General features: G+C 63.1%; 18 protein-coding genes. 9 read left to right on the top strand and 9 right to left on the bottom strand.

Annotated features, from left to right (window positions below; genetic code table 11):
* Positions 1-708: 708 nt before the first annotated feature.
* A complete protein-coding gene (locus BM083_RS04510; RefSeq protein ID WP_089866285.1) occupies positions 709-2,637 on the bottom strand; it encodes an aldehyde ferredoxin oxidoreductase family protein in 1,929 nt (642 codons plus the stop codon).
* Between the two features lie 135 nt (positions 2,638-2,772).
* On the opposite strand from BM083_RS04510, the gene BM083_RS04505 reads away from it, so the two are divergent.
* Positions 2,773-3,240, top strand: coding sequence for a VanZ family protein (locus BM083_RS04505; protein WP_089866282.1), 468 nt, complete (start codon positions 2,773-2,775; stop codon positions 3,238-3,240).
* A gap of 10 nt (positions 3,241-3,250) precedes the next feature.
* On the opposite strand, the gene BM083_RS04500 is transcribed toward BM083_RS04505, so the two are convergent.
* Together BM083_RS04500 and BM083_RS04495 are read right to left on the bottom strand one after the other, a co-directional pair.
* The gene (locus BM083_RS04500) at positions 3,251-4,300 is read right to left on the bottom strand and encodes an Ig-like domain-containing protein (protein ID WP_089866279.1); all 1,050 of its coding nucleotides are present in this window, start codon (positions 4,298-4,300) and stop codon (positions 3,251-3,253) included.
* Positions 4,301-4,491: 191 nt separating this feature from the next.
* Positions 4,492-5,670: an Ig-like domain-containing protein gene (locus tag BM083_RS04495; RefSeq protein ID WP_089866276.1), complete on the bottom strand. Its 1,179-nt coding sequence runs from the start codon at positions 5,668-5,670 to the stop codon at positions 4,492-4,494.
* Positions 5,671-5,754: 84 nt separating this feature from the next.
* Between BM083_RS04495 and BM083_RS04490 the strand changes: the two genes are divergently transcribed.
* The 3 genes from BM083_RS04490 to BM083_RS04485 all read left to right on the top strand — a co-directional run bounded on the left by BM083_RS04490 (position 5,755) and on the right by BM083_RS04485 (position 8,157).
* Positions 5,755-6,825 (top strand): archaeosine biosynthesis radical SAM protein RaSEA, encoded by a 1,071-nt coding sequence (locus tag BM083_RS04490; RefSeq protein ID WP_009375894.1) that lies wholly within the window; start codon positions 5,755-5,757, stop codon positions 6,823-6,825.
* A gap of 205 nt (positions 6,826-7,030) precedes the next feature.
* The gene (locus tag BM083_RS23930; RefSeq protein WP_281244162.1) at positions 7,031-7,153 is read left to right on the top strand and encodes a hypothetical protein; all 123 of its coding nucleotides are present in this window, start codon (positions 7,031-7,033) and stop codon (positions 7,151-7,153) included.
* Positions 7,154-7,329: 176 nt separating this feature from the next.
* Positions 7,330-8,157 (top strand): helix-turn-helix transcriptional regulator, encoded by an 828-nt coding sequence (locus BM083_RS04485; RefSeq protein ID WP_218148923.1) that lies wholly within the window; start codon positions 7,330-7,332, stop codon positions 8,155-8,157.
* A gap of 45 nt (positions 8,158-8,202) precedes the next feature.
* Here the strand turns inward: BM083_RS04485 and purQ are convergent, their stop codons facing one another.
* From purQ to BM083_RS04465, 4 genes are all read right to left on the bottom strand, one after another.
* Complete coding sequence (purQ, locus tag BM083_RS04480) at positions 8,203-8,886, bottom strand: phosphoribosylformylglycinamidine synthase I (RefSeq protein ID WP_089866270.1); 684 nt, start codon at positions 8,884-8,886, stop codon at positions 8,203-8,205.
* On the bottom strand, positions 8,883-9,140 hold the full coding sequence (gene purS, locus BM083_RS04475) for a phosphoribosylformylglycinamidine synthase subunit PurS (protein ID WP_009375904.1): 258 nt from the start codon (positions 9,138-9,140) through the stop codon (positions 8,883-8,885). The genes purQ and purS overlap by 4 nt, the downstream gene beginning before the upstream one ends.
* A gap of 74 nt (positions 9,141-9,214) precedes the next feature.
* Entirely contained in the window at positions 9,215-10,087 is an 873-nt protein-coding gene (locus BM083_RS04470) for a winged helix-turn-helix domain-containing protein (protein ID WP_089866267.1), read from the bottom strand.
* A 67-nt stretch (positions 10,088-10,154) separates the two neighbouring features.
* On the bottom strand, positions 10,155-10,394 hold the full coding sequence (locus BM083_RS04465; RefSeq protein ID WP_089866264.1) for a hypothetical protein: 240 nt from the start codon (positions 10,392-10,394) through the stop codon (positions 10,155-10,157).
* Between the two features lie 198 nt (positions 10,395-10,592).
* Here BM083_RS04465 and BM083_RS04460 point away from each other — a divergent pair, with 198 nt between their 5' ends.
* The 3 genes from BM083_RS04460 (at position 10,593) to BM083_RS23130 (ending at position 12,192) form a co-directional block, all read left to right on the top strand.
* Positions 10,593-11,630, top strand: a complete 1,038-nt coding sequence (locus tag BM083_RS04460; protein ID WP_089866261.1) for a formyltetrahydrofolate deformylase — start codon at positions 10,593-10,595, stop codon at positions 11,628-11,630.
* A gap of 46 nt (positions 11,631-11,676) precedes the next feature.
* On the top strand, positions 11,677-11,838 hold the full coding sequence (locus tag BM083_RS23135; RefSeq protein ID WP_177197536.1) for a hypothetical protein: 162 nt from the start codon (positions 11,677-11,679) through the stop codon (positions 11,836-11,838).
* 192 nt (positions 11,839-12,030) lie between these two features.
* Positions 12,031-12,192, top strand: coding sequence for a hypothetical protein (locus tag BM083_RS23130; protein ID WP_177197535.1), 162 nt, complete (start codon positions 12,031-12,033; stop codon positions 12,190-12,192).
* A gap of 217 nt (positions 12,193-12,409) precedes the next feature.
* Here BM083_RS23130 and BM083_RS04455 read toward each other — a convergent pair whose 3' ends face one another.
* Both BM083_RS04455 and BM083_RS04450 read right to left on the bottom strand, forming a co-directional pair.
* Positions 12,410-13,438: a phosphoribosylaminoimidazolesuccinocarboxamide synthase gene (locus BM083_RS04455; protein WP_089866257.1), complete on the bottom strand. Its 1,029-nt coding sequence runs from the start codon at positions 13,436-13,438 to the stop codon at positions 12,410-12,412.
* A 127-nt stretch (positions 13,439-13,565) separates the two neighbouring features.
* Positions 13,566-15,545: a bacterio-opsin activator domain-containing protein gene (locus BM083_RS04450; RefSeq protein WP_089866251.1), complete on the bottom strand. Its 1,980-nt coding sequence runs from the start codon at positions 15,543-15,545 to the stop codon at positions 13,566-13,568.
* Between the two features lie 155 nt (positions 15,546-15,700).
* On the opposite strand from BM083_RS04450, the gene BM083_RS04445 reads away from it, so the two are divergent.
* Together BM083_RS04445 and BM083_RS04440 are read left to right on the top strand one after the other, a co-directional pair.
* Positions 15,701-16,687: an LLM class flavin-dependent oxidoreductase gene (locus tag BM083_RS04445; RefSeq protein WP_089866248.1), complete on the top strand. Its 987-nt coding sequence runs from the start codon at positions 15,701-15,703 to the stop codon at positions 16,685-16,687.
* Positions 16,688-16,764: 77 nt separating this feature from the next.
* Positions 16,765-17,343, top strand: a complete 579-nt coding sequence (locus BM083_RS04440) for a twin-arginine translocation signal domain-containing protein (RefSeq protein WP_089866244.1) — start codon at positions 16,765-16,767, stop codon at positions 17,341-17,343.
* The last annotated feature ends 24 nt before the right edge of the window (positions 17,344-17,367 follow it).

The raw sequence follows: 17,367 nt of genomic DNA, 5'->3' as shown, positions 1-17,367 counted from the left end.
ATTCGAGGTGGTACCACACGTCCACATCACCGTAATAACGGCCGTCGCTGCATCGATAAACTGTCCCCCCGCCTTCCGATTGAGTCATTTGTTCTCTCCATCCGCATCCACCTGTGGTCGGCCGAAGTGCTGGTAACAGGCACTCTGTGGTCTAAATGTGATTCTTTGACACGGAGACCCGTCCTCGCATTCCCGATAACAGAGGTAGTTCCCATTCTCGTCTCGTGGATGGGGCGGTCTACCGTTCTCGTCACCATCGAGCAAGTCAGGTTTCTCTGTCACCATTCTCTGAAGTTGCGTAGTCGCTCTTACCTAATGACGACGCAACTGTCACGTTGGTATCTTCAACGAGTTGATTCGAAGGGAAGCCAATGTCACACAGTATCATACATGAATGTGATTCTGTGAAGGGATAACTATTCTCATCATCCAAGAAAACGCCCCCACAATGTACAATTGTCCAAATATGTGGGAATTTAGTAGATTGTGCTTGTTTCAATTATTAGGTGCCAATTCACTGGTCGGACTCCGATACACGTTTGATACTTCAGTGGTATCGGCAGTTCGCATTCCTACCTTCTGGTGAGAAGGTCATCGTATCTGACTGCTCTGACACACACGCACTCTCTATTCGGCACGGCCACAGAAACTCGTCGCTAATTGAGCGATTCCGGCGAAGCCAAAAAAAAACGTCGGCGCTCTCTGCGCTCAGTCGTCGGCCGGTGCCTGCGAGTCGCCGCTCGAACTGACGCCCGTTCCCGGCCCGATGTCGATGCCGAGTTCGTCGAGTTTCTCGTCCGGGACGACGCCGTCGACCCAGCCACGGTGCGTGTAGTACTCCTCTTTCATCTCGGGGAGTTCACAGTACTCGCCCTCGGAGGCACCCTGTCCGGGGATGCCGCCTTCGAGGAAGCGCGCCGGCAGTGAGTCGTCGTCGCCGTCGAAGCCGACGAGGTTGTTGTAGTAGCGTTCGAGGTTGTAGATGCGCTCGCCCGCCTGCATCAGTTCGTCCTCGGACACGTCGAGACCGGTCATCCCGTTGTACTGGAGCACGTACTCCTCGATACCCTCTGCGAAGGCGTTGAACTTGCAGATGTCGAAGGAGTCCGAGATGGCGTGGAGGTCCTGGAAGGTGGCGGTGAGTTCGCCCTTCCCCTCCCACGCGTACGGGTCGACCTTCTCCGGAATGCCGAGAATCTCGGCGGCCGGGGTGTAGCCACGCAGGTGGCAGGCACCGCGGTTGGAGGTGGCGTAGCCGATGCCCATCCCCTTCATGCAGCGCGGGTCGTAGGCCGCGATGGTCTGGCCCTTGACTGCCAGTGAGTTCTCCTCGCCGTCGAACTCCTCGATGAGGTGGTTCGCGCCACCGGCGAGGTGGTCCGCGAGGTCACCGTCGCGGTTGGCAATCTTCGTGAGCATGTCGATCATGGTCTCGGTGTCGCCCCACTCCAGACCGTCGCCGAGGCCGTCGAGTTTGCCTTCCTCGGTCATCTCCATCGCCATGGCCATCACGTTGCCCACTTCGATGGTGTCGAGACCGTGGTCGTTACAGCGCTGAATCATCACGGCGATGGCGTCGCGGTCGGTGTGTCCAGAGTTCGGGCCGAGCGCGTAGGCCGACTCGTACTCGTAGGACTCCGTGCGGACGTTCATGTCCTCACCCTTGTGGGTGTAGTTGACCTCGACTTCCTTCTTACAGGCGACCGGACAGGAGTGGCAGGTCGGTTCGTCGACGAGGATGTTCTCGCGGACGTTCTCCCCGGAGACGCGTTCGGAGTCGATGTCGACGCCTTCGGCGTCACGGTACGCTTCCGTGCTCGTGTACTTCCCGTTTTTCGTCGGAAGACCGTCCATCTCCTCGCCGATGTTCATCAGGACGTTCGTCCCGTAGAGCGAGAGACCGCCCTCGTTCGGGCCGGTGACGTCGGACTCGCGGATGAGTTGACTCGCCTGCTGGTACCCCTCCTTGAACGTCTCGGGGTCGGCAGGCTTCGGCATCTTCGTGCCGGATTTGACGACGACGGCCTTGAGGTTCTTCGACCCCATGACACAGCCAGTGCCGCCGCGACCCGACGCTCGGTCGTCCTCGTTGATGACGCAGGCGTACTTGACCTGGTTCTCGCCACCCTCGCCGATGGCCATCACGCTGAGGTTCTTGCCGACAGACCCGTCGACTTCCTCGCCGAGGATGTCGATTGTCTCGTGGACGCCCTTCCCCCACAGTTCGGAGGCGTCGCGGAGTTCGACCTTCCCGTCTTCGACGAGCGCGTAGACGGGTTTCTCGGATTTGCCGGTGAACAGCAGACCGTCGAACCCGGCCCACTTCAGTCGTGCACCGCTCCATCCGCCGTGGTGGGAGTCGGTGATAGTGTTGGTCAGCGGCGATTTGGTGACGAGTGCGATACGGCCACTCATCGTCACCTGTGTGCCCGTCAGCGGGCCGTTCATGAACGCCAACATGTTGTCGGGTCCGAGTGGGTCGACGTCCGCCCCCTGCTCGAACACGTACTTCACGCCGAGGCCGCGTGCGCCGATATACTTCTTCGCGTCCTCGTCGTCGATACCCTCGTACTGCACGTCCCCATCTGTCAGGTCGACACGTGCGACGTGGTCCTGAAAGCCACCCAGTGAAGTCATTGTAATGTACGTTGGTTATGTAGGGTCCGAATCCTGTTAGTCGTTGTCGCGTCGGCGTAACCACAAATGGTTGCGTGTCGTGACGGGGGTCGAGAGCCGTCCGGGAGAACCTGTTCGCTGAGTGTCGCACTGTTTATGAACGCTGGTTTCGACGTCTCTGACGTGATTCGTCTCCCGACGCCACCGACGTGGCTCCGCTGGAGTGCCGTCGTCGTCGTCGCCAGCGGCCTCTTCGTCGCATCGGTGCTGACGCCGCCGAGCGGCGGCGTCCCCGAACTCGGTCCGCTCGGACTCGTCGGTTTCGACAAGTGGCTCCACACCGTCGCCTACGCTGCACTCGGTGGTACGCTCTTTCTCGCATTGGCCCCTCTACGGCGACCGACACGGGCGTTCGTCGCCGCCGTCGTTTTTGCCGCCCTCTACGGCGTCGGCATCGAACTCGTGCAGGCACCACTTCCCGCGCGGGCCGCCGACCCGACCGACGCACTGGCCAACACACTCGGTGCTCTCCTCGGTGGCGTCACCGCCCACTTCGGTCGTCGACTGGTCGCACCACTCGTCGACGCTCGTTCCCACGACGACTCGACGACACCGAGCGAGTAGGCCCCGCCGACTAGCCTCGTCGTGGCCCACCCTGCTGGAGCGTGACGCTCCCCGTCGCGTCGACGAGCATCGTCGCTGGACCGCGCGGTGGACAGGACCACCACGTCGCAGTCGTGCGTTCTGACTCCGTTTCGACGGTGACTTCGTACGGACCCGACTCGGCGACCGGTGTGAGTCGCTCGTCGGTCTTCGCGGGCAGCGTCACCCGACGAGAGAACACCTCGCGTCCGTCGCGAGCGACGGTCACGGCGAGCGTGTGCTCGACCGAGTCGCGGTTCGAGAGCGTGAGCGTACTGTTCGCCGGACCACAGCCGAACTCGACCGAGTCGTCCAGAGTGACGTGACGTTCCGGCACCTCGGGGACGGGCCACTCGGTGGTCGCCTCCCGGCCGCCGATAGCGACGGTCACGGTGTAGTCGCCGCTTCGGTAACTCACCGGAACCGATATCTGCGTCTCGGCTGGGAGACGAGCACGCGTCGTGAACAGCGTCTCGTCGCCGAGTGCCACGGTGAGGTCGGCCGTCTGCGGCGTCGACGCCGGGTTCTGGACGACGACACCTGCAGGTGCGTACCACCGACCGATACCGTCGCCGACGAGTGGCAGGTCGGTGGAAATCTCGCCGTTCGCCTGGAGACAGTCGTCACGACACCGGACGTGCCGCCAGAACTCGACCCCGTCGACGGTCAGATACGTCGCCAACCCGTCGAGCGTCGGGTCGACCGTCCACCGGAACGTCGCCCGCTCACCCGCCGCCGTCTCGACGACGACGTCTCGCTCGGTGTTCGGCGCGAGGGTCGTGGAGAAGCGAACTTGCTCGCCCGGGAAGAGTTCGAAGCTCTCGGTGAACGCCTCGCCGACGCCGAGCGTGAGATAGACGGCAGTCGGGCGGGTGTTCTTCACCGAGACGAACTGCTCGTTCGTCGGTGTGCCGGGTGTCGTCGCCGACGCTTCCGTCGTTCGTGACGTCGCTGTGTGCTCGCCGGACTCCGGTAGCAGCCCACCACATCCCGAGAGTCCGACGGCAGTAGAGCACGCCGCCAGCAGTCGACGTCGGCGCATTGGTGTCTCCTCGGCGGCAGGTCACAAAAGCGTCGCGCCGAGGGGAGCCTGTGCGGGCTTCCGCTCTTACGAGTGTGTACAGGAGTCCAACAAAACTCCTGCTCTCTCTGTCGCGTGAGACATGGGAGCGGAGTTGCTATCGTCGTATAGGGTTTGTGAGCACCAAGTTACCGCTTCGTCGCGTCCGAGTGTCACTGCGGCGTCGTGGTGCCAATTCGGTCGGGCGCACTCGTGAGCACGGTGTGTCGGCCCCGAAGCAGTCGTATCTCGCCCGCTTCGACGTCGAGACTCAGTTTCCCGACGTCGGGACAGACGCCCCACGTACCGTCGAGGCGCGCGCCGGAGTCGAGTTCGACGACGAGGTGGAGTCGTTCGTCGGCGGAGACGTCGAGGTCGAGATACGTCTCGCGGTGTGGCTTGGCAGTCACCGTCTCGTCGACGACGCGTTCACCGTCGGCGTCGATACGAACCGTCACGTCACGGGGGCGGTCGCCGAAGTTGCGTATCTCGTCCAGTTGCAACCCTTCGCTGTCCGCTTCGCGCCGGGAGGCGACGGTCGTACAGTTCGGGCGGATAGCCCCCATTTCGTCGATTTCGAACCGTGCAGTGCGTTCTTCGGGCGTGTGCCACTCGTAGTGTCGCTCGCTCTCGGCCGACGCGACGGTGAGGTCGTAAGCGCCCGAGAGCGTCGAGACGGGAACGACTGCCGCGATTCCCGCGGGGAGGTCGTACGCGTAGTCGACGAGTGTCTCGTCGTCGAACCCGACAGAGAGGTCGACCTGTCTCGACTCGGTGCCGACGTTCTTGAGGACGACGCGCGACGCCGATTCGGTCGCGTCGCCGCGCTCCGTGTACGGTAACTCGGCCGACTCACCGGACGCATCGAGTGCGGTGCAGTTCGGGTCACAAGTGACGTGTTGTCGACTCTGGAGGCCGTCGGATGTGAGTTCGAGACGCAGCGAACTCGCTCCACGTCGGACGAGCCACGTGTGTTCGAGGTGGCCGCCGTCGGGCGTCTCGACGGTGATGTGGAACGTACCGAGACTGGCGACGACGTTCTCGAACGGTGTCCACTCCTGGCTGGGGAGCGTCAAGTTTCGGTAGAGAACCGTCTCACTTCCGTGCTCGACGACGATAGTGACGTACTGGTCGCGCTCTGTCGTGTTCACGAACCCGAACCCCACAGGTTCGATACGCTCTGCTCCCTCGACGGTGTAGGGTTCCTCGGGAGTGCCGACGTTCTCGGCTGGCGACGGTGACGGCTGTTCGGTCGTCGAATGCGAGGTTCGGGTTTCGGGGCCAGAACTGGGCGAGAGCCCAGAGCACCCGGACAGAAGCGGGAGGCTCGCGAGGAGGGCACGGCGGCGCATACCGACACTCGGAGTGGTCGACACAAATAACCCCGTCCCGACGAGACGAAGGCGCTTTACCCGCCGACTGGATAATCCTCGTCAATGAGTAAACCGAGTCCCGAAGTCTACGAACAGGGGCGCGGGATGGACGCGCACAACAAGGTGATGCGCGACATCCGAGCGAAGAAGGACAAGACGTACGACCCGCACGAACCCACCCGCGTCTGGTTGGACGAAGACAACACACCCGACGGCGTCTACCAGTCGCTGACCATCATCCTCAACACCGGTGGCTGTCGCTGGGCGCGTGCCGGTGGCTGTACGATGTGCGGCTACGTCTCCGAATCTGTCGAGGGCGGCAGCGTCACCCACGAGCAGTTGATGGACCAGATTCAGGTCTGTCTGGACCACGAAGACGAGAACGCCGACGAGCAGTCGGGACTCATCAAAATCTACACCTCCGGAAGCTTCCTCGACGAGCGAGAAGTCGGTGCCGAGTCGCGGCAGGCCATCGCCGAGACGTTCGGCGACCGCGACCGAATCGTCGTCGAGTCGCTACCGGACTTCGTCAGCGAAGAGAAACTGGAGGACTTCACGTCGCAGGGGCTGAAGACGGACGTCGCCATCGGTCTCGAAACCGCGACCGACCGCGTTCGGAAGGACTGCGTGAACAAGTACTTCGCCTTCGAGGACTTCATCGCGGCGAGCGAGGAGGCCGACGCCGCCGGTGCGGGTATCAAGGCGTATCTGCTCATGAAGCCGCCGTTCCTCTCGGAACCGGAGGCCGTCGAGGACATGAAGCGCTCGGTCCGCCGCTGTGCGGAGTACGCCCACACGGTGTCGATGAACCCGTGTAACGTCCAGCGCTACACGATGGTCGACGACCTGTTCTTCCGTGGCGGCTACCGACCGCCGTGGCTGTGGTCGGTCGCCGAAGTCCTCGAAGACACCGCCGACGCCGACGCCATCGTCGTCTCGGACCCCGTCGGTCACGGCTCCGAGCGCGGTCCGCACAACTGCGGCGAGTGCGACGACTTAGTCCAGAAGGCCATCAAGGACTTCGACCTCAGACAGGACCCGTCGGTGTTCGAACAGGTCTCCTGTGAGTGCGAGGCGACGTGGGAGTTCGTGATGGACGAAGAGGCCAGTTTCAGCGCGCCGCTGACCCGGTAGGCACAGCATACCGCGAAATTCGCCCGAGATTGGAGGAAAGAGGGAGCGCTGTCGAGAGCCGTAAGCAGACCTTATGGTTCGACGCCCGTAATCGACGGCTTCCCTTCGATTCGGCAGGGTGTGCGTAGTCACAAGGGTTGCCATCGTCCGTCTGAGTGGACATACCCAACTACGAGGAGTAGTACGGTGTGCCGAGAAACCTCCAATGACGCGAAATACGATTCGGTGTAAAGCGGTCTACTGTTCGGGCGGTTGGCTCGAAATCCGCGAAGAGTCGAACCCGGAAGCGTGGATTGCAACAGACACCCCACACGATATCGCGGTGTGACGCCGCTCAGGAACCAGTTCCGCGGTCCTGTAGTGGCAACCCCCCACGGACCCGCTTCCGCCTCCTCCGCTCAGCGGACGGTTCCCGACTCTCCGACTCCGCATCCAGCGGTAACCCGACCGAGAGTAGTTTCAGAGAACTAGAACCAATGGTCAACCGACAACAGAACGGCACAGATGTCAGATAAAAATACAGATATGGACCGCGAAGCCATTCGGGTGGTGACACAACGGGTCGACTTTCTCGAACTACTCACCACGTCGCCGCTGAGTAAACGGGAAGTCATCGACGAACTCCCCTACTCGCGGTCGACCGTCGACCGGGCGATCCGTGACCTCCAGATTGCCGGACTCATCGACAAAGAAGAGCGTGGATACGTCGTCACGCTGTCCGGCCGGGTGAGCGCAGAGCAGTACCAAAACTTCGTAGAGACGGCGCTCGACACGATTGCAGCACAGGACGTCGCCGATACGATTCCGGCAGACGTACCACTGGACGGGCGACTGTTTCGCGGGTCGACGGTCCACCGGTCAGACGACGTCGCACCGTACGAGTTGGTCGACCACCTCGTCGAGAGCCTCGACGGCGCGACTCACCTGCGGACGCTCTCGGAGGCGATTCCACATCCACGATACTTCGAGGCTGTCGTCGACCGGTGTCGACGGGGGTCGTTGACCGTCGACGGCGTTCTCACCTCGTCTCTCTGGGAGGCGCTCGTCGACCACCATCCGGAGACTCTCGAACAGATCTTCGACGTCGGGATGGACATCTCCGTCGGCGACGTCCCGGCGTTCACGCTACACCTCATCGACCGCGACGACGGAACCACGGTGCAGGTACTCATCCACACGGATACCGGTTCGATACGGGGAATACTGACCAACGAGAGCACCGAAGCCCTCGAGTGGGGAAACGACCTCTTCGCCCGAGTGAGCGAGGAGGCAGACGCTGTCGACGGGTCGTCGCTGGACGACGCGGTAACGGGCGAGGCCGACGAAGAGTGACCGACGCGCGAAGTCGGGGGCTGAAAACTGAGGCAGGCGGGCCAGTTATTCGATGGACGTAAATCCGCGGAGGATACCCTGTCCGTCGGTGCCGCCGACGTCGGGGAGCGTCGCACGTTCGGGGTGCGGCATCAACACGGCGACGGTCTCGCGTGCGCCGAGGATACCGGCGACGTTGCCGGTCGACCCGTTCGGGTTCGCGTCGTCGGTGACGTTCCCCTCGGCGTCGCAGTAGCGAAAGAGCACTCGGTCGTCGTCGACGAGTGCGTCGTACTTCTCGTCGGTAATCTCGAAGCGACCCTCGCCGTGGGCGATGGGAATCTCGATGACGTCGCCCTCGTCGTAGGCGCGGGTCCACGGCGTCTCGGCGTTCTCGACGCGGAGGAAGACGTGTTCACACTGGAAGCGGGCGCTCTCGTTCGTGGTGAAGACGCCGTCGGTGAGGCCCGACTCACAGCCGACCTGTGCACCGTTGCAGACGCCGAGGAGGGGGACGCCGTCGTCGGCCGCCTCGCGTACCTCGTTCATGATTGGCGAGCGAGCGGCCATCGCACCGGCGCGGAGGTAGTCTCCGTAGGAGAACCCGCCGGGGAGCATGATTCCCGAAACCTCCTCGGGGAGACCGTCTTCGTGCCAGACGCGTTCGGCGTCGATGCCGAGGTGGGCGAGTGCGCGGACGGCGTCGCGGTCGCAGTTCGACCCGCCGAACTGTATAACGGCAATCGTCATTCTTCGGCTTCCTCGACCTCGACCTCGTAGTCGTGGATGGTCGGGTTCGCCAGGAGGCGGTCGGCCATCTCACTCGCGCGCTCTTCGGCCGCGTCGGCGTCGGCGGCGTCGAGGTCGATCTCGTAGCGGTCGGTCGCTCGTAACCCCTGGAGTTCGAAGCCCAGGCGGTCGAGCGCGCGCTTCGTCGTCTCCGCTTCCGGGTCGAGGACGCCACGCTTCAGGCGGACAGTCACCGTCGCGGTGTAGGCGGTCATCGGTCGACGGTGCGTGGTCATGCATCATAGGGCTTTTGGATGCCTGTTGTTGTACACGTTCGTGTTGTGTGCGGTTACGCAGTCCGAGAGTCGCGAACCTCGACGACCTCGAGTGTGTCGTCGACGACGAGCGTGAGGGTATCACCGTCGAGGGTGATGTCGACGCGCGCACGGAGCGGGTCACGTGATTCGGTGACGGCAGCACCGCGGCGTGCCCAATCGAGCGACCACGTCCGGGCAGTCCGAAGGTCGACGCCGTGGTCGTAGTGGAAGCCGACGACGGCGGGGTGGCTCAAGAGTGCGGAGCCGAGTGCGAGCGAGACGATCTCCGGACAGCGCTGACAGGAGTACTTGACGTGCGGTTCGTCTATCTGACCCAAGTGTTCGTCCTCACAGTCGACGAGCACTTCGGGGACGATGCGACCCGAGCAACTGATGCAGAAACCGCGCTCTGCTTGGTCGATGAGTGCACGCATCCACTGCTCGAAGACGTAGGGAATCTCCTCGCGGTCGTACCCTTCGATGACTCCCGGTGGGACGCCTGCCGACGAGAGTTGTGTGTCACAGTCGACACAGGCGACGGTCGCCCGTTCGTCCTCGTACGTGAGACGGGTCGTTCCAGCACACTCCGGACACGCGACGTCGAGGTCGATGGGGTCGATAGCACCCGAATCCGTGTAGGTCCCCGCGAGAATGGCGCCGACGATTTGCCACCCTGCGAGCGTGAGTTCGTAGCCCTCGTCGGTCTTGCGGACGAACCGGTCGACTAACTTGCCGAGGTGGTAGTTGAACTTCCCGCTGTCGCGTTCGTCGACGCGTTCGCGGAGCGTCGAGAAGGAGAGCGGTTCGTAGGGGTTCTCGAACAGTGCCTGGAGAATACGCATCCGAAGGTCGTTGCCGAGAAGCGCGAACACCTCCTCCGGGGCGGTTGTCGTGTCGAGTGTCATACGAGTGGTACGAGAGACGACGTATTAACCGGTGTGCGCTGGTGACTCTCATGCATTCTCTGTCCTCTCACATCTCGACTGCAGCGACGACGTGGACGACGCCGAACGCCACGCCGACGAGGAGTGCAACGGCGAGGAACCACACGCAGACCAGTGCGAGGACGTGTGCGGCGACGGCGAGTTGTCCTGCGTTCGCGATGGCGACCAGGAACGCCCCGAGGACGGCGGCGACGAGGACTGATTCGACGGAGGCGACGGGCGGGAGGCGGTTCGATTCGTGGCGGTGAGCGTCGTGGTGAGCGTTCATCGTTCTTCGTCCAGAGGAACACCCTCCGAAGCAATAAGCATCAGCAGAGTGATATTTCTGTAACTTCGTGGACCGAATCCAGTTTCTGTCTGGTTTCGGAGCGTTCGCCGCGCGAATCATGTAGCGAACGACAGCGGTTTATCCCTCCCCCGACTCCAGCCGAGATATGTCCAGGCTCGAACAGCCGGAGGTGATGGCATGACGCGCGAACTAACCGAGATTACGGTCATCGGAGGAGACAAGACCGGAATCGTCGCGGAAGTCACCAGTCTCCTGTTCGAGCGCGGAATCAACATCGAGGACATCGACCAGGCGGTTCGGGAGGGACTCTTCCGGATGACGATGCACGTCGACACCGCCGAGATGGTCTGTACGGAAGGTACGCTGAAGGACGCGCTCTCTGACCTCGCCGACGAACTCGGCGTCGAGATTCAGGTGCGGTTTCCTGCGGACCGCGAGACGAAACAGATTGCCGTCCTCGTGACGAAGGAGTCGCACTGTCTCGAAGCCCTCTTCGAGGCGTGGGCGAACGGTGACCTCGGCGCAGATATCGGCGTCGTCATCGGCAACCACGACCACCTCGAACCGCTCGCCGAGCACTACGGCGTCCCGTTCCACGACGTCGGCGACGAGAAGGGGTCGCCCGACGAGGACCAGTTGCTCGGACTCCTCGAAGAGTACGACGTGGACCTCATCGTCCTCGCGCGTTACATCCGTATCCTCGGCCCGAGCGTCGTCTTCCGATACGAGGACCGCATCATCAACGTCCACCCGTCGCTCCTGCCGTCGTTCCCCGGTGCCGCGGCCTACCGGCAAGCGCTGGAGGAAGGCGTCCGCGTCACGGGCGTCACCGCCCACTACGTGACGACGGACCTCGACCAAGGCCCGATAATCACTCAGCGGGCGCTCGACGTACCGGACGATATCGAGCGCGACGAACTGAAACAGCGCGGACAACCGCTCGAAGCCGAGGCACTGTTGGAGGCGGTCAAACTCCACCTCAACGACGACGTCACGGTCCACCGCGGGCGGACCAGCCTCCGCGACGACAGCGACCCCGAACAGTATCAACTCGGGCTCTCCCGCGAGGCAATCGACGCGACGCCGGACCGGCCCATCGACGGCAAGGCGGACGTGCTTCGGAGCGACGACAGCGAAGAGAGTGGGAACGCCGACGAAACTGAAGAAGCCGAAGAAGCCGAAGACGCTGAAGAAACCGTTCCGACCGACGACTGACGTCTGTCCGACGTAACGTTATTATTCGGCAGACTATCGTACAGACGTGCATCCGACCGAGAGGCGTATTCGGCAGGTGAAGTGGGTCAACGAAGTCGCGTTAGTGCTCGTTCTCCTCGTCGGTGCGGCACTGTTCGCCTATCTCGCAATCGGGTTCGGTCTCGTGCTCTCGGAGTGGTTCGACCAACTGCCGTGGCTGGTCGCCTGACTCGGACAGTTTCGAGACCGATTGTGGCTTTTCGTCTCCGAGGAGGAACCGAGCGCACTCGTCGCGGTTCGTACTGACGTAGTTCGACCGGGGTGCGAGGCGTTCGAACAGTCCGAGAGAGCGTCCCTGCCGACGGCCGAGAGACGGGTATGGTCAGTATACTCAGGTTCCTACGTCGCCTCTGATTGCCTCATGAACCCGGTAGCGAGGCGCATTCGGCAAGTAGAGAACGTCAACGAGATATCGGTACTCGTCATCGCCCTCGTCGGCGCGGCGCTCTTCGCCTATCTCGCGTACGGGTTCGGACTCGCGCTGACAGAGTGGTTCGACCAACTGCCGTGGCTGCTCTCCTAACTTCCTGACTTCGAATCGACGACCCAGCAGCGTTCGCGCTAGCGCTCGCCGTCGACACTCGCCGCGCCGACGTAGATGGCGTCGTCGCCTTCCTCAGTCGCTCACCGCAGCGAGAGGTTGAGCGTCTTCGTCTGCGTGTAGTGTTCGACCGCCTCGAAGGCCGTCTCGCGGCCGAACGGACGTGTAACGAACCGGTCGGAAAAACGGGTCTGGGGGACTACAGGTTTCGGACGGCGTCGACGGCGTCGTCCATCTCGGGTGCGTCGAACCACTCGTCACCCGTGTAGGCGTTCGCACCGGCGGCGTAGAGGTCTGCGACCGTCTGAATCACGTCGTCGGGGAGCGGATTCGGGTCGACGTCGCAGAGTTCACGCCAGTCGGCGATGTCGTGGTCTTCGACGTCGACCTTCGCCTCACCGACAGCCTCGACCCACTCGGGGTGTTCGCGTTTGTAGTACTGTCGAACGACTTCCTTCGAGACTTCTTGGCCGTCGTAGCTGAATCGGTTCTCGTCGAACGTGCCGAGCACGTCGGCGACTTTGATGGTGCCGTCGTGGTAGCAACACTCGATTTTGCCGTCTTCGTGGACGAACCCAGCGCGTTCGGCGCGGTCGGTGACGATGTGGTTGACCGCGAGTGCGAGTTCTTCGAGTTGGTCGATAGAGGCCGGTCCCGAAATCTCGTCGGCTTCCGTGCGACTCAGGTAGCGGTCCTGCTCTTCGTACTTCGTGGAGAACTCGACGATTGGCTCGGAGAGGTCGACGACCTCGTCGGGCCACTCGTCGTAGTCGAGACCGTAGTCGGCGGGCGACCCACGTTTCCGGAGGCTGGACCCGATGGGGACCGTGTTCCGAAAGACGATTTCGAGCGGAATGAGGTAGTTGGTCCCGATTTCGTCGTAGAAGGCGTCGTAGTCGTAGCCGCCGTCGACGTAGCGGAGGTTCGGCACCTGCACGAGGTCGATAGCCATCTCGCGCGGCGCGCTGTGACACTCGCCGAGGTCTTTGACTGTCCCCGCCTCGCTATCCTCCACCACACCCCGATAGTGCGTCGGGATGTGGTTGACGTCGAGCAGTTCGAAGTTGAACGCGCCCATCGTACAGAGCGACGCCCCTTTGCCCGGAATCTGGTCGGGCATCGGCCCCCAGTCGAACACGGAGTAGTCGTCGGTGAAGACGAAACTGCCGCGCCCGAGTGAGTCCGCGGTCGGTTCCTCCTCGATTCGGAACTCCTTGACGCTGGTCATAGTTCGACTGCCGTAGCGGGGAACCAAGAACCTTTCACTCTCGTGCGTATCTCTGCGTGAGACCGCATCGAGGTGTACACGTTCGTGTATCGTCTTCACACACTCTCACATCTCGGTTGCTGCTCGCTCAGCCGTCTCCCTCGTTGAGGTACATCTCGATCAGTTCGTACTGAGCGCGCCGGAGGTGATAGTGGAGCGTCGCCGACGAGATATCCATGGCAGTCGCGACTTCTTCGGCCGTGCTCCCACGCGGCCAGTCGAAGTAGCCAGCGAGATACGCCGTTCGCAGTGCGGCCCGTTGTCGGTCAGTCAGGTTGCCGGCGAGTTGTTGGCGGAACTCGGAGACCGTGTGCGTCGGCCGGTCGTAGTCGCGTTTGCTGACCAGCGTCGAGTCGGGATAGACCGACTGGAACGCCCGGACGACCGACCGGACGTTCTGGCCTTTGGCGATGTCGGCGACGATGGTGGCGACGCCGTCCTCGATGACCGCCGACCGAACGTACGCGCCCACATCGAGGAGGCGCTTCAACCCCGATATCGAGACGGCGATCTCGAGGAGACAGGAGTCTTCCTCTGCTGTGACGAGACGGACTGCCTGAAACTCCTCGCGTGCCTCGGCGAGTTCGAGTACCGTGGTCGGGTCGACGCCGGTCACCGTCACGTACTGGAGGAGGCGGTCGTCGGCCGCGAGCACCTGTCCGTCGAGACGGCAGGTGCAGGCGTAGCGTATCGAGAGGTCGACGAAGAACGACGAGCGGTCGGTCGAGCGGAACTCCAACTCGACGAGCGAGTCGGCGAACAGCAGTGCGAGGTTCTGACTCGCGTTCATCGCGAACCCGACGGTGCGGCCGAGCACTTCGAACCCACTCTGCTCGCGTTCGGTGAACGCCATCGAGTCTGCACTGTAGACGACGAGTACCGCATAGACGGTGTCGCCGAACGAGAGGGGGACGGCGAGCGCCGCAGACACCCCGTAGTCGGCGGCGACCCGTCGAACGGAGTCTGGAACTTCGCTGTCCGTCGAGAACGCCACGGGCGCGAGCGAGTGGTTCGTCCGGAACACTTCGCCGGTAGACATCGCCAATCCGCTGTCGCGTGCGGCCTGCGTAATCGCGTCGTGCGCTCCGTCGTCGCCGGCAGACACTCGGGACGTGAGTCGTTCGCCGTCGAGTTCGAGTTCGACGACGACGGCGGACAGATAGCGGTCGGCGCCGGCGAGTCGCTGGCAGACGACCTGTTCGATACTCTCCTGTGTCGACCCCTCGGCGACGTGTCTGACGAGCGTTCGAACGAGATCAGAGAGCAGGTTCAGTGCCTCCAGTTCGTCCTGTTGGCGACGGAGTCGTATCGCCTGTTCGTGCTGGAACGTCGAGTCGCGAAGCAGTAGCGTGAACCCGCCGTGTCGGCCCTGGTCGTCTGACACGGGAGTCAGGCCGACGGTGGCCCAGAACGACGACCCGTCTTTGCGGACGCACCACCCTTCGGCCTCGGCGTGACCGTCCGTCTCGGCCTCCGCAAGCAGGCGGTCGGGTACGCCCGCGTCGACGTCGTCGGGAGTGTACAGCACCGAGACGTGCTGGCCGAGAATCTCGTCGGGTCGGTAGCCGTGCAGTCTCCGGGCACCCTCGTTCCACGTGAGAATCCCGCCGGTCGACGTGAGATGGACGAGCGCAACGTCGGGAATCGACGCGACGGCGGACTCGAACCCTCGAGTGCCGTCGTGTTGGGTCGATGGAGCACTCTCGCTAGGGACGTCGAGAGGGTGAACGACTCCACACCGACCGACGACGATGCCAGCCTCGTCCGTCAACTGACGTTCGGTGTACTCACAGGAAACCTCCTCACCCGATGCCGTCCGAACCGTGCCGTGGACGGTGGTCTCGTCTCCGTCCGCATGGTCGGCCGTCGTCGACCTGAGTACGTCCGAACGTTCCATCGACGCTAGCGCGTCGTCGTCGTAGCCGGTGAAGGCGGCAAAGCCGTCGTTCCACGCCAGTAGCCGGTCTGCTGTGTCGGTCACATAGACGACGCCAGGGAGCCTCTCGAACACCACCTCGGGAGAGAGCAATCCACGTTCGCGTGTCTCCGAGTGCCCGTTTGACGGCATAACTCGCTACGGATACGGGAGACAACTACTTGTGTGCGCCGGTGGTCCCGAACTACCCTCTAACGAGAGAACACGACGACTGAAGCGAGAGAGTCGGTGGACCCTGAACAGTCATGGCCGTGGCTATTTGTCGTCGGGGTGTGTGGAAACGACACATGACACACGGCGTACTCCTCCCCGGCGTCACCGACGTAGTCACCCCCGACTTCGCGAAGCGACTGGAATCGCTCGGCTACGACACCGTCTGGACGGGCGAACTCTGGGGGACCGACGCGTTCGTCCACCTCTCGCACGTGGCGCACCACACCGACGACATCGGACTCGGGACGGCCATCGTCAACGTCTTCTCGCGCTCGCCCGCAGTGCTCGCCTCGGCCGCCGCGACGCTGCAGTCGACGACGGACCGAGAGCTTCGACTCGGCGTCGGGACGAGCACGCCGAAAGCTATCGAGGACCTCCACGGCGAGTCGTTCGACCGCCCGGCACGGCGCATCCACGAGACGGTCGAACTCGTGAAGGCCTACACGTCGGGGGGAGACGAGCGCGTCGAGTACGACGGCGAGTTGTTCGACGTCGCCGACTTCCCGCCGCTCGACGCCGACGTCCCGCTCTACGTCGCCGCCCTCGGCCCGGCAAATAGACGAGCGACCGGGCACGTCGCCGACGGCTGGATTCCACACATGATTCCGTTCTCACAGCTCTCGGAGGCGTTCGAAGTCGTCGCCGACGCGGCCCGCGAGGCCGGACGCGACCCAGACGACATCTCGGTCGCCCCGTACGTCCCCTCGGCCGTCAGCGACGACGCCGCGGCGGCGACGAAAGCCGTGAAGGGCCACATCGCCTACTACGTCGGTAGCGGCGAAGGCTACCGGAAGTCGGTCGCACAGACGTTCCCGGAGGAGGCAGACGCCGTCGCCGAGGCGTGGCGCGACGGCAACCGTGGCGACGCGCGAGACGCCGTCACCGACGAGATGGTCTCTGAACTCGGTGTGGCCGGAACCCCAGAGGACGCCCGCGAGCAGTTCCGCGAGGTTGCGGCGCTGGAGACCATCGACGAACCCATCGTCGTCATCCCCGCGCAGGCGGACGAGGAGTTGACGAAAGGGACGGTCGAAGAGTTGTCGCCGGAGCAGATGGGATGAGTGCGGGTTTCCGCTGTAGCGAGCAGCAACTCTCAGTTCCAGAACACTTTTTCGCCAACCCAGATATCGACTGACTGATGCCCTCCAGACGACAGTTCCTCACCACGAGTGCTGCTGGTCTCTCCGGACTGCTTGCTGGATGTGCCGGGTTCGGGAGCCTCACGAGCGGTCCGGAGCACTACAGTGACCTCACATTACCCGCCGAGCAACAGTTCATCGCGAGCGGCCCGACAGTCGGTGACGGCCCCTCAGATACGCACGACGGTCCGGCGTTCGCCGCACAGGTGTTCTCGGACCCCGACAGCGTCGAGGAGCAGATAGAATGGAACGCGATTTCGATGCCGATTGCCCAGTCAGCGGTGGAAGAGTATGCGACTATCGATTACGACGAGCAGTTCCTCGCCGTCTTCGTGACAACACAAGCGGTGACCGAACCGAACGAGAACATCGGCTGGTGTCCGGACACGAGCGTCGACGGCGACGAGTTCACCTTCGCGTTCCGACTAGAGGAGTACCCCGAAGAGATTCGTGGCGACCGCCTCCTCGTCTTCCTCGAACGGTGGGACCTGAACGGTCACGATGCCCCGACGGACGCCGTCACCGACCTTCGAATCGAACCCGACCCCGGGAAGTCGGTGTTAACCTGTGACGACTGACGACCCCCACATCCCACAATCGCG

Source organism: Halogranum rubrum (assembly GCF_900114455.1).
Taxonomy (GTDB): Archaea; Halobacteriota; Halobacteria; order Halobacteriales; family Haloferacaceae; genus Halogranum; species Halogranum rubrum.
The sequence above is the reverse complement of the archived record's forward strand: the minus strand, read 5'-3'. Positions and strand labels throughout refer to the sequence as shown.